The sequence below is a fragment of the Antarctobacter jejuensis genome (assembly GCF_052266595.1).
Lineage (GTDB): Bacteria > Pseudomonadota > Alphaproteobacteria > Rhodobacterales > Rhodobacteraceae > Antarctobacter > Antarctobacter jejuensis.
Genome location: NZ_JBQQXJ010000035.1, coordinates 1 through 11,916, shown reverse-complemented (window position 1 = coordinate 11,916; position 11,916 = coordinate 1). Strand labels below are relative to the sequence as shown.

At 61.4% G+C, this 11,916-nt stretch carries 12 protein-coding genes and 1 tRNA gene; 2 read left to right on the top strand and 11 right to left on the bottom strand.

The features are described 5' to 3' along the window. Positions 1 to 490: 490 nt before the first annotated feature. Positions 491 to 709, bottom strand: coding sequence for a DUF1127 domain-containing protein (locus ACTXGA_RS24290; RefSeq protein WP_443397298.1), 219 nt, complete (start codon positions 707 to 709; stop codon positions 491 to 493). 224 nt (positions 710 to 933) lie between these two features. Here ACTXGA_RS24290 and ACTXGA_RS24285 point away from each other — a divergent pair, with 224 nt between their 5' ends. Beyond that, positions 934 to 1,998, top strand: a complete 1,065-nt coding sequence (locus ACTXGA_RS24285) for an Mrp/NBP35 family ATP-binding protein (protein ID WP_443397297.1) — start codon at positions 934 to 936, stop codon at positions 1,996 to 1,998. 120 nt (positions 1,999 to 2,118) lie between these two features. Here the strand turns inward: ACTXGA_RS24285 and ACTXGA_RS24280 are convergent, their stop codons facing one another. From ACTXGA_RS24280 to ACTXGA_RS24260, 5 genes are all read right to left on the bottom strand, one after another. Continuing rightward, positions 2,119 to 3,237 carry a DNA polymerase III subunit delta' gene (locus ACTXGA_RS24280; protein ID WP_443397296.1) on the bottom strand — a complete coding sequence of 373 codons (1,119 nt, stop codon included), beginning with the start codon at positions 3,235 to 3,237 and terminating at the stop codon, positions 2,119 to 2,121. Positions 3,238 to 3,247: 10 nt separating this feature from the next. Then, entirely contained in the window at positions 3,248 to 3,892 is a 645-nt protein-coding gene (gene tmk, locus ACTXGA_RS24275; RefSeq protein ID WP_443397295.1) for a dTMP kinase, read from the bottom strand. Further along, on the bottom strand, positions 3,889 to 5,058 hold the full coding sequence (locus ACTXGA_RS24270) for a D-alanyl-D-alanine carboxypeptidase family protein (RefSeq protein WP_443397294.1): 1,170 nt from the start codon (positions 5,056 to 5,058) through the stop codon (positions 3,889 to 3,891). The genes tmk and ACTXGA_RS24270 overlap by 4 nt, the downstream gene beginning before the upstream one ends. A gap of 97 nt (positions 5,059 to 5,155) precedes the next feature. Continuing rightward, positions 5,156 to 6,610, bottom strand: coding sequence for a hypothetical protein (locus tag ACTXGA_RS24265; protein ID WP_443397293.1), 1,455 nt, complete (start codon positions 6,608 to 6,610; stop codon positions 5,156 to 5,158). A 58-nt stretch (positions 6,611 to 6,668) separates the two neighbouring features. Further along, positions 6,669 to 7,613 carry an SPOR domain-containing protein gene (locus ACTXGA_RS24260; RefSeq protein ID WP_443397292.1) on the bottom strand — a complete coding sequence of 315 codons (945 nt, stop codon included), beginning with the start codon at positions 7,611 to 7,613 and terminating at the stop codon, positions 6,669 to 6,671. Between the two features lie 212 nt (positions 7,614 to 7,825). Between ACTXGA_RS24260 and ACTXGA_RS24255 the strand changes: the two genes are divergently transcribed. Continuing rightward, positions 7,826 to 7,915 (top strand) — tRNA-Ser (locus ACTXGA_RS24255). Between the two features lie 1,713 nt (positions 7,916 to 9,628). Here the strand turns inward: ACTXGA_RS24255 and ACTXGA_RS24250 are convergent. From ACTXGA_RS24250 to ACTXGA_RS24230, 5 genes are all read right to left on the bottom strand, one after another. Beyond that, positions 9,629 to 10,009, bottom strand: a complete 381-nt coding sequence (locus ACTXGA_RS24250) for a hypothetical protein (protein ID WP_443397291.1) — start codon at positions 10,007 to 10,009, stop codon at positions 9,629 to 9,631. After that, positions 10,006 to 10,164: a hypothetical protein gene (locus ACTXGA_RS24245; RefSeq protein ID WP_443397290.1), complete on the bottom strand. Its 159-nt coding sequence runs from the start codon at positions 10,162 to 10,164 to the stop codon at positions 10,006 to 10,008. The genes ACTXGA_RS24250 and ACTXGA_RS24245 overlap by 4 nt, the downstream gene beginning before the upstream one ends. A 96-nt stretch (positions 10,165 to 10,260) precedes the next feature. After that, positions 10,261 to 10,551, bottom strand: a complete 291-nt coding sequence (locus ACTXGA_RS24240; RefSeq protein ID WP_443397289.1) for a hypothetical protein — start codon at positions 10,549 to 10,551, stop codon at positions 10,261 to 10,263. A 96-nt stretch (positions 10,552 to 10,647) separates the two neighbouring features. Further along, positions 10,648 to 10,881: a helix-turn-helix transcriptional regulator gene (locus ACTXGA_RS24235; protein WP_443397288.1), complete on the bottom strand. Its 234-nt coding sequence runs from the start codon at positions 10,879 to 10,881 to the stop codon at positions 10,648 to 10,650. Positions 10,882 to 10,914: 33 nt separating this feature from the next. Next, positions 10,915 to 11,775 (bottom strand): hypothetical protein, encoded by an 861-nt coding sequence (locus tag ACTXGA_RS24230; RefSeq protein WP_443397287.1) that lies wholly within the window; start codon positions 11,773 to 11,775, stop codon positions 10,915 to 10,917. Positions 11,776 to 11,916 lie beyond the last annotated feature (141 nt).

Sequence of the window (11,916 nt, the reverse complement as noted above, 5' to 3'; positions counted from 1 at the left end):
AGGAGAGGTGCCGCCGCTTATGCAAGACCCCAGGGAGGAGGAGAGGGGCCCGACATTCTGTTGGGGCGTTTGCCCCGGAAACTTGGTGCGGCGACACCAGGGAGGAGGAGAGGTGCCGCCGCTTATGCAAGACCCCAGGGAGGAGGAGAGGGGCCCGACATTCTGTTGGGGCGTTTGCCCCGGAAACTTGGTGCGGCGACACCAGGGAGGAGGAGAGGTGCCGCCGCTTATGTGAGACCCCAGGGAGGAGGAGAGGGGCCCTACATTCTGTCGAGACCGTCAGGCCCCGTTGAAACCGTGCGACGATACCAGGGAGGAGGAGAGGTATCGTCGCTCTGTGATGCGAACCCGTAAGGGAGGAAAAGGATCCGCAATCTTTTCGGGCAAGAGCCCTTTTTTAGTGTGGCCCCGGCTTCTGGGAGGAGGGTGAAGCCGACGCCGTGTCAGGTGGGACCGGGAGGAGGAGTGGTCCGCCTGATATTCTCGATCCTCAGATCTCGTTGGCGGCCTGCCATGCGATGCGGCGGATTTCGCTACGTGCGAGACCCAGGTCCGCGAGGTCGCGGTTGCTCAGTGCGGCCAGCTCATTGAAGGTCTGCTTGAAGACCCGGCGACGTTCCATACGTGTACGAAGCGTTTCGCGAATGACCGCCAGACGGGAGACCAAACCGCTGTGGGTGTTGGTGATGTTCGCCGTTGCATTTGCCATTGTTTCAGTGCCTCAGTTTGTGTGCTGTCTTTGGTTGCGCTAAACATGGGACAATTGCTGCAACTGCACAATAGTCCCGGTTACAATGCTGCTATGCAGAATATGCATGGGAATATTGTTGAATTCTTAACGGTTAAGTCCAAGCCCTAAGCAGATTACACGCTTTGGGTTGTACTGACCGGGGGGCAACGCCAGCAAAAATGGCATATGAACGGAGATGAGGCATGAGTGACGTAAGGTCAGAGATCGAGTCGGTTCTGGCACGGGTGGAACTGCCCGATGGCGGAAACCTGATTTCCAGAGACATGATTCGTGCTTTGCGGGTCGATGGGGGTGTTGCGCGCTTTGTCATAGAGGCGCCAAGCGCCGAAATGGCCCGCCAGATGGAGCCGCTGCGGCAGGTGGCGGAGCGGGCGGCGGCCTCTGTCGCCGGGGTCGACAAGGCAAACGCGGTTCTGAGCGCGCCAGTGGCAGAGAAGGCGCCGCCGCAATTGAAGATGGGCGGCCATCCGAAACCGCAGGAGGGCTCGATGAAGCCCGCCGGGGTCAAGACGATCCTTGCCGTGGGATCGGGCAAGGGAGGCGTGGGCAAATCCACCGTGTCGGCCAACCTGGCGGTCGCGCTGGCGCGGGCGGGCAAGCGGGTGGGCCTCTTGGACGCGGATATCCACGGCCCCAGCCAGCCGCGCATGTTCGGGCTCACCGCGAAACCGGCCAGCCCGGACGGCAAGACGATCATTCCACTGCAGGCGCATGGGGTCACTGTGATGTCCATCGGGTCGATGTTGGCCGAGGACAAGGCCGTGGTCTGGCGCGGGCCGATGCTGATGGGGGCCTTGCAGCAGATGCTGATGCAGGTGGATTGGGGCACCAAGGACGTGCTGATCGTGGATCTGCCGCCGGGCACCGGGGATGTGCAGCTGTCGCTGTGCCAGAAATCCGAGGTGGCGGGGGCAATCGTGGTTTCCACCCCGCAGGATGTGGCGCTGTTGGATGCGCGCAAGGCGCTGGATGCCTTCAAGACGCTGAACACCCCAGTTCTGGGCCTGATCGAGAATATGGCGGTCTTCACCTGCCCCCATTGCGGCAAGGATAGCCATATCTTTGGTCATGGCGGCGTGGTCGCCGAGGCCGAGAAACTGGGCGTGCCGCTGCTGGCGCAATTGCCGATCGATCTGGACACGCGGCTAGGGGGCGATGGCGGTCAGCCTGTGGCGCTGGGCGAGAGCGCGATGGCCGAGGCCTATGCGCGTCTGGCGGACCGGCTGATCAAGGGCGGAATCGTCTGAGCAAATTGGCGGTGGCGGAATCGGACGCTGCGCGTCCGGTTTTGCGTATTTTCAAAGAGAAGAAGCTGGGGGCGGGTGATCAGGCCCGCCCTGTCAGCGCCTGCGGCCTTGGCCGCTGGGTCAGAGCGCCTTTTGCAGCTGCAGGAAAAGATCCGTGACCAGTGCCGCGGGATCGACGTTCACCGCGCGGGCGTGGCGGGCGCGGTCGCCGGCGGTCTGCACCGTTTCGGCCCAGCGACGGCCGGTGGCGGCATCGGGGGCGAGGCGGGTCAGGATCTCTCCCTCTCCGGGCAGGATTTCGGCTGGTGGGTGGCCCATGACGCCGGTGCGGGCCAGCCGCGCGGCGATCTGGTCGGTCAGCGTCAGGACAAGGTCCAGCCGCGCCTCCTTGGTCTTGCCGGCGCAGCTGTCGGAGAGGCTGAGGAGGCGGGACCGGTCCAGCGCGGGCAGAGAGCCGAGCAGGGTGAGGATCTCTTTATAGAGGGGCAGCCCGTCGAGAGTGATCAGGCGCATGGCGGCGCCGACGGAGCCTTCGGCAAGGGTGGTGAGCGGGGCGATGTCCTGCGGATTGGCCTGAACCTCTGCCTGATCGAGGGCGGCGGCCATGTCCTCTGGCCCCAGCGGCGCCAGACGGAGGGTGCGGCAGCGCGAGCGTATGGTGGGCAGAAGGCGGCCCGGCTGATGGCTGAGCAGCAGCAAGGTGGTGCGGGCCGGTGGTTCCTCCAGCATTTTCAGGAGCGCGTTGGCGGCCTGCGGGTTCATCTCATCGGCGCTGTCGACGATGACCACGCGCCGTCCGCCATCCGCCGCCGAAAGGCCGAAGAAGGAATTGAGCTTGCGCACTTCCTGCACGCGGATCACATCGGCCAGCTTGTCTCCTCTGTCGTTGGGGCCGCGTCGCAGCAGGAAGAGACCGGGATCCGACAGGGCGGCGACCCTGCGGGCGACGGGGTGCTCGGGGTCGATGTGCAGGCTCTCGGGTGGCGGCGGGGCGCCGAAAAGGCCGTCGTCCTGGGCCGGAGGTGTCGCCAGAAGGAAGCGCGCGATTTCCCAGGCCAGCGTCGCCTTGCCGGTGCCGCGGGGGCCGGTCAAAAGCCAGCCGTGGTGCATCCGGCCCGAGTTATAGGCGGTCAGGAAGGCCTGTTCCGCCTCATGCTGACCGTAGAGATGTCGTGTGTCGCGCGGGTGCGGCGCACCATCGAGCCGGTCCGGTTCCGGCAGGTCTGTCAGATCGCTCATATGCGGGCCGTCATGTCAGCGCGGGCAGGGCGGGGGTGACGGTGGCGCGGATCTCACCGGCGACCGCGTCGATGTCGCGATTGCCGTCGATCACGCGGAAGCGGTCCGCGAATTCCTCTGCCAGAGAGAGGAACCCGGCGCGCATCTGCTGTTGCAGGTCGAGGCCGAAATCCTCGAACCTCTCTTCTGCGGTGGCGCGTGCCTTGGCGCGGGTCAACCCGGCCTCTGCGGGCATGTCCACCAGCAGGGTCAGGTCCGGTTCGACGCCGATCATCAGGGCGTGCAGCCTGTCGACCTTGTCGCGCAGGCCGCCACGGCCCTGATACATGCGCGAGCTGTCGGCAAAGCGGTCGCAGATCACGATTTCGCCCCGGTGCAGAGCGGGCAGGATCACGCGTTCAAGGTGATCGCGGCGCGCGGCGGTAAAGAGCAACAGTTCGGTTTCCGCCGACCAGCGGTCCGGATCGCCCTGCAGGACAAGCGCGCGGATCTCTTCGGCCCCCGGGCTGCCGCCCGGTTCGCGGGTCAGGATGGCCTTGTGCCCGGCGGCAATCAGATCCGCGTGCAGGCGGCGCGCCTGGGTCGATTTTCCCGAGCCGTCGATGCCTTCGAAACTGACGAAAAGCCCGGCCCAGGGACGCTCCGGGGTGATCACATCGCGTCTCCGCTATCCTCGGAGAAGCGTTTGATGAGCAGGCCGCTGACCGTCATCATGCGGTCCATGAAGCCGCCGGCCTCGACCTTTTCGGCGGCCACCAACGGTACGCGGGTTTCCGGCAGGCCATCGGGCTGGATGATGAGTTCGGCCAGTTTCTGACCGGCGCTGACCGGGGCCTGTATCGGGCCGGTGTAGACCACCTCTGCCTTGACGCCTTCGGCGGTCATGGTGGGCAGCAGCAGGGTCACGTCCTCCTGCGCGACAAGGCCGACCTTTTCGCGCGACCCCATCCAGACCTCGGCTTCGGCGATGCTTTTGCCCTTGGTCACGATGGTCTGTTGCGAGAACTGGCGGAAGGCCCAGTTGACGATGGCCTCTGCCTCTTCGGCGCGGGCGCGGGTGCTGTCCAGCCCGGTGATGGCAAAGACGACGCGGCGGTCGCCGCTCTTGGCGCTGCCCACGAGGCCATAACCGGCCTCTTGGGTATGGCCGGTTTTCAGCCCGTCGGCGCCGATGCCAAGACCTAGCAGGGGGTTGCGGTTGTTCACGTTGGAGGGCGCGCGACCGTCGAATTCGAACTTCTGCTCCGAGAACATGGGGTAGAATTCGGGGAAGTCACTGATGATCAGGTTGGCCAGCAGGGCTAGGTCCCGCATCGACATGACATGCCCCTCTGCGGGCCAGCCCGAGGAGTTCTTGAACACCGAAGAGGTCATGCCCAATTGCTGCGCGCGCTGGGTCATGAGGCGGGCAAAACCGGCCTCTGTCCCATCCGGCGACAGCGCCTCTGCCAGCACCACGCAGGCGTCATTGCCCGACAGGACGATGATGCCGCGCAGCAAATCCTCGACCGCGACCCGGTCGGTGGTGTCGAGGAACATGGTCGACCCGCCAAAGGACATGGCGTGATTGGACACCGGCAACCGTTCGGTCAATTGCAGGCGGCCGTCGCGGATCGCCTCGAAGGCGATGTAGAGCGTCATGAGTTTGGACATCGACGCGGGCGGCAGCGCCTCATCCGGGCGTTTGGCCAGAAGGACGGTGCCGGTGGTCTGATCGAGGACAAAGGCGGCCTTGGCGCGGGTGTCGAAGGCCAGTGCCGAACTTGCGGCAAGGGCCAGCGCGGCCGTGGCGGCCAGAAGGCTGCGTGACATGAGGCTCATCTTTTCCCCTTCCGAGTCGATTACGGATAACCCTCCGCGGTTATCGCCCATGTGATCGCCGCTGTCATCCCGATGGGCGGGGATTTGCGCGGCACAGTCAGCGTTTCAGGTATTTGCTGCTCATCCAGCCGGTTACGCCGTCATTGGCGCGCACATGCCACCAGACGTCATCTGACCTGAGGCAGGAAGCGGTCTCCCAAAGCTCACCCGGTTGGATGCTGCCACGTTCTGCCGGGCGGCAGGCGCGGTCGCATTTTTCGGTCAGGATCGCCGTTGCCTGCAGGTCCGGTGACTGCGGCGTGACGCGTGCGCCCTTGGGCACCTCTTTCAGAACTGTCGCGGTGTAGCCCGGCGCGGCGCGCAGGTTGGAGAAATTCTGGACCTGATGGACCTCATAGCTGGCCGCGATGGGGGCGCAGGTCACGGCGGATATGCCTTCGAAATGGGGCTGCTGACCCGAGGCCAGCGATTTCAGGCTGGCGCCCGGCGCGCTGGCAAGAAGCGGGCTCATGTTGGCGGTATCCGCAGCGGGACGGGTCAATTCGTTCAGGACGGATTGGCGCGAGGGAAGTTTTGGGTTGCGGAATTCGAGAAAGTCGAAATCCTCCAGGACGTGGTGGCGCAATTGCAGCGAGGGGCCAAAGATATCCACGGCGTCGGCCTGCCAGCGGACCTCGCAGACGTCCCACATCAAGGTGCCTTCGGCGGTGGTGGCCAGCATCAGCGCGCTGCGTTGGCTCAGCGGCGGATCGGCTGGCAGGTCCATCAGGTCGCGGCGGACGATCGAGACATAGAGATCGGGATCCTCGTATCGCTCGGTGCCGAAAGTCTCGAATTTCATGCCGCAGATCTGCACAATGCGATCATTGGGGATGCGCCGGGGCAGGGGCGCCAGTCCGGTAACGCCAATCCCCACCTCCTCGACGCGTTCGGGCGTGTCGATCTCGTAAAAAGTCCCCTCTGCCACGGCAAAGAAGTCGAGCGCGAACTGGCGAGTGATCCCCAGTTCGTCGAGGCGGGAAAACACCTCTGCCGTTGCCTTGATGGCAACGGTGAAGGCGTCCTTGATCTGTTTTTCGGTATAAGACCCGGCGTCGAATTCTAACCCGGGCGCGTGAAAGCCAAGGCGTGCCGTGGCATGGATGCTGCGCTGAAAGCGGTGGGTGATTGCGTCTTCTGCCCCAAGGCGGCTGCCGCCCAGAAAGGCGAGCGCGCAGGCGCTGAGGCAGGTGGCCCCGGCGGGCACATGCGTCTGGATGCCCGCGTGCCGCATCTCTTGCGCCAGCTTCAGCCCTTCGAGAAGATTTCCTCCGGGACTGTCGAGGCAGAACGTCACGGCGTCGTTGATGAAACGAGACGCAAACCCTTCGGCATCTCCACCAAGGAGGGCGCGCAGGCGGGTGGTGTCCCCGGTGGTGATCTGTCCCGTCAGCATGGCGGTGCAGCCTTCGGGGTGGGCGTTCAGAAGGTCGATGTCGGCGGCAACTGCCACATTGGCCACGGAAAGGGTGGCGGCAACAAGCGCTGCCGCAGGAAAGATCGTGCGATGCATGGAAATCTGTTCTTGAGCTGGGGGCGGGCAGGCGCCGTCACGCGGCGCATGCCACAGGTCAGTCGGTGACGGCGTAGGCGTCCTTGAACCCGGTGCCCTTGATCGTCTTGAGCAGGGTCGCCAGTTCGTCCTTGCTTTGCGCCGGGCCGACGACGACGCGCCAGAACGGCTTGCCGTTGGAGTTGTGGGTCTTGACCGTCGGAACCATGCCTGCCTGACGCATGGCGGTGGCGGTGTTCTTGGCGTTGGCCTCGACGCTGAAGATGCCGATCTGGATATAGGGCTTGTTCAGCTTGCTGGCCGGAACGGGAGCGCGGCTGGCGGCGGCGGGTGTGGCGGCGGGCTTGGCCGTCGCTTGGGCCGCTGCCTTGGGTTTCGCCGGAGTGATGGCCGCGGTTTCGATGGCTGCAGCTGCGCCGCCGATCACCGGGTCTAGCGTGCCGGAGGTGACGTCGGGCGCGGCGGGCATGGGGCCAGCATCCGGACCAGCGCCAAGCGCCAGCGAGTCATCAATCGGATCCGCCGCTTCGGGTTCGGGCGCTTCTTCGCGGCGCAGAGCCACTACGTCGAGATTGGTGGGCTGACCGGCCAGCACACCAAGGGCGGCGGCGGCGTCAGAGGAGACCTGCAGGCGCGGTCCGGGCGTTTCGCGTTCCTTGCGGAACAGCGCGCCGATCACGAACTTGCCGTTCTGTTGGTTGCGGATGATCACGCGCTCCGGGTCCTGGACGTCCGGGTGGGCGACCCAGACGCCGCCCAGCGAGGGGCGGCCATCCCAGAGGCCGGCTTCCTTGGCCTGAAACACTTCGGGGGCTTCGACATCGCGGGCGGCGCCGCGCGGTTCCGTCGTGCTTGCGCGTGAGACAACCTCTCCCTCACCGCCATCGCGGGATTTCAGGAAGGCCGGCATCTGACCATCGGCACAGCCCGAGGCCAACAACAGCGCCGCGCCAGCGGTTGACACACGCAGAGTCCTGGAAAGGTTGGAAAACAGACCGCTCATATCTTGCCTCTTGCCCATATCGTGTCGGGAGTACCCCGAACGCGCGCCGGGTTTTCCCGGTCGCACAGTGCCTCAGCGGGGATCTGATGCCCCCATTGCGCTCACACTAACCGTTTGAAGCGCGTAATGAAAGCCTGCAAAGCCGGGATGGGCGGTTTTTCGGCACTGTGACCTTTCAGAATCGCCAAGAGCGCATTATCGGAGTGCGGACCGGAGGTTTGGCAGAGTGGTCGAATGCGGCGGTCTTGAAAACCGTTGGGCGTGAGAGCGTCCCCAGGGTTCGAATCCCTGAGCCTCCGCCATTTCATCTATTTAAGCCATTGAGAGGATTGCGATTTCGCAACCCTTCTCGCTTTCGTTCCCCCACAAATCCCCCCACGCTGTCGCATTCTCCATTTTGTGAATGCGGAAAATTGCCTCCCATCCGCCGGTCCCCAGACAGGGGCTGTAGGGATTGGCCATCCCCCCCCATCAGCTTGACGGGTCGTTTCGCCTATGGCGTTGTAACGATTGTTTGCCTTGGAGTGATTGCCCATGAAGTTCGCCGCCTTCTGCGCCACCGCCTTGCTGCCCATGCCAGTCCTTGCTGATATACCCATTCAATCAATCGAAAGGCGTGAATCTTCGGGGACTTATACAATCATGATTGCAAATACAGAGAAGGGCCACATCCTTCGGTGCGCCTTGTATGACGCACAAGGACGCCCGGTTGCCGTGCGGTCATACATTTCCGGGAACCTCGCCACGCAGGTCCCCATTTACTACGCTGGCGACGATGTTGTTTCCGCCAGATGTGTTTGGGACTGACCGCGCAACGCGCTTTGCCTCTCGCGTCTCCGCCGCAACGCTGCGCGCTTCCGGCACCGCTCGCGGCAAAACCTTGCATCCTGACGTTTGTAGGCAGGCAGCGCAGCACCGCACCACGAACAGCGCCACGACCCTCGCAAAAGGCGGCGCAGAATACCCATGACACGGGCCTTGCGGTTGCTGTCGCTGCGTGACCACAGATAGCCCTCATAAGACACCGACCATCCGTTAGGCGTCCTTTCGAAGGTGATAGCGAAGGGATCGGGCGCGGGCATGGTAACTTGATTTCCTGTACCTCAGAGACGGGTCAAACCGTTGACGGTAAACAAGGCCGGATTGCGGGACGCGCGATTTGGAAACCCCGCACAAAAACTGTGCTTGCCCGTCACAATGATTGTGACACTTTCGGCGTCCAGACCTCTAACCGTCCTGAAAATTGTGACGTGCGAAGCGATTTCGGACACCTCGCGCGTCACAGAAACCCGGACATTTATACATCTAGCCATAGGCTGGAACAGCACGGCAACACGGCAGAAGTACCAAAACCGCAATGGACCCAACAAATCTGACATACTGCGGGTTTCAGGTTCATTCTTACCAGTCCCGCCCTACTCCGCAGAAAAGACGGGAGCGGAATCGGACGCACGCCAGCACATGATGGAATCCGCCGCTGCGTTGCGGTCTTGCGATGAAAACCCCCTCACACCCGCATCTGCCGCAGACAAAACTTTTGGTCCGCATCAACTGGTGGGCAAGTCGTTCCGCTGCCATCACATATCCCGTCGAACAGGTAGCCTGTCCGAAGGGATAAACGATGCGCACATTCACACCATCACAAATCCATGCTCGCCGGGCTCCATCCCTTTGCACGATTTTCAGGGATAGGACCGCGGCTTAGGAAGACCCGGCGCGAATTTATTAACGGCAAATCTGTGGGGACAGTTTGATGACTAAACAAGGTGACAACACGCTTCAGGAGCACAGCTGGGTTTTGGAAGTCTTGGTCGATATCGGAAATTACGCTGTCCAGAACGGCTTCCTTAAAACGTCGGAGGCCATCGCGTACGTTGAATCCGTTGCTTCTGTCGAGATGCTTGCGCCTTCCAATGTCTATCCCATTCGGTAACTCAATTGGTACCCAATCGAGGGGTCGGAAGCCTATGGTTGTGTAACGAGTACTTTTTTCGGTCATACGAAGAACGCTGATGCTACCAGCGCATGAAGGATTTCGTGGCCGGTCTGCCGTCGTGAGTGGGCAATTCTTCCAAAGCCCATTTCGACGCCAGCCCGACACCGGACGGGCCTAAATAGTGCCTGACGGTGCAGCGGATGAAACCGCGCGCCTCCAATTCATCGAAGTATGGGCCAACAGTGTTGCGGTGCACGTTCAGCGCCTTGGCGGCTTCTCTGTGGCTCAGGAAAATCTCGCCGTTGTTGCCACCCAGGTATCGCCGCTTCAATTCGATGTAGAGCGCGCGCGGACCGGGTTTCAGAGTGGCCCAAGCCTCACAGGCTTTCAGGTACTCGGGAAGTTGGACGTGACGCCCAACCCCCTTTTTATGCCCCTTGTAGGTCTTGGTACGGCTCATTCGTCACGGCCTCGGGAAATGAGGGCCAGCCAGAGGCGCAAGGCAATACGCGGGTCGCCGCTTCCACCTAGCGAAAACCAGACCGCGCAACCAAAGTCCTTCACCAGCACATGCACTCGGTCGCCGCGCCGTTCCATCTTGTATTGGTCAACCATCCTGCGACCCTCCAAAAGCAAGTGTTGCGAGTAGTCGCGCCCGGTCCTCTGTCAGACCGTAGCGACGACGAAGGCGGGCAATTTGAAGGCGCAACATCAGGCTTGCCCCTTTTCATTGCCCAGTCCCCGCGCGGATCTGGGAAACCTCAGCTTTGATCGGTCGCAGTTCGGGCAGAGGCGGTAATACGCGACGTTCTCAGGACCACGGTATTCGACCAGTATCGGCCACCCGTATTCGTGCTTGAGGCGATGGACGATTGCGCCCAGACGCCATCCGCGCACCTCCCGGATTTCGGTCTTGTGTGAGATGGTGCGGCCATCAAGCAAGGCCTTGCAGCACCAGTAGACTTGGGATTGGCTGGAATAGAAGCCTTCATGTTTCGCCATTTTGTTATTCCTACGTGTTGCCACGGAGGACGGGCGGGGCTATTAATTTATCTGCGAAGACTACCCCTGACCCCGTCCATTGTGGCGGGGTTTTCTTTATTCAGCGGTTCGGGATTTCAGCCATGCCGCGATGGCGCTTTCCGGCCAAGCGACGGCTTTGGCGGTCAACTTGACCGGACGAGGAAATTCCCCGCGCGCCATCAGGTCATATATCGCGCTGCGACTCAGTCCGGTGATTTCTTGGACGGCGGGTCTGCGGAGATGCTTCTCCGCAATCCAACCTTTTAACGTTTCGGCCATGTCGGTTCCTTTCGGGACGTTGAGTGACATGGCGGTATTTTTACCTAGCCGATCGACCCAGCCCTAGTCGGGCAAAATAGATGCTTTTACCACACTCCAAGGTTCCGGCTCCGGCCTCCACTTGTTCATGTCGAAACCATCAGCATCCCAAACTCCACTTTCAGGGTCAGTAGTTTTCGCAGAGTCTTGAAAAATAGCGGGTAATGGCTCCGCACTGACGCCTACAACTTCCAAGGCTCGTATGCTTGGCTGATAATCCTCTTTAGAGTATCTATAGTATTCATTGCGCAACCAATCTTCGCTCAAGCTGGCTTGCGTTTGACGCAGTCCAATTGCTGCAAGTGAAATGGCATCCTCAACGGTCGTGCCGAAGGACTTAATCTCTCCTGCTAAAAACAATTCGTAAAGATCGGCCGGTATGTGTAACTTGGAGACCAAATCAAGTTCATCCCACTGATCCAACTGACCGCCACCCAAACCCCCCAGATTTTTTCCCGAAAAATACTCCTGCGCTCTTCGTATTTCGGTGACCAGTTGATGCCGACGACTGCGATTAACTGAATTTTGAGCTTGGGCAAGTGGCGAGTTCCCACGCCCGCGAGACCCAAGTGGTTTCTTGTTCACGGCAGCGGAAAAAAATTCTTCCAGTTTTGTCACCGCATACTCAGGCAATGGCAAACCGTGCCGTTGGCATGTGTAAATTACATCCAAAACCGCCAACCATTGCCCATCTGAAATTGCCAATAATTCCTCTACAAGTTGAGCCTCCAATCTCTCTTTTACGTCTGGCCAATCTGATTTCAGCTGCCCCGTTTCGGCAGTCCAGTCGGCCCAGTACTCGACATAATCCATCGGTAGACATTGCCCGCCAAAGACAACACCAGAGGAATCCACTAGGCGTACAAAGGTTCTTTCCTCGTTCATCCGTGTTGATTTCCGCTGAGAAGTGACCCGGTTTTTTCACCGAGATTTGACCCACCCTTGTTTATTCCTCGGCGGTCATGTTGTGGTCAATGCCGGCGTCTCCTTTCTTGTTTTCTTGGCGGCTTCGGAACTGGCTTTGAA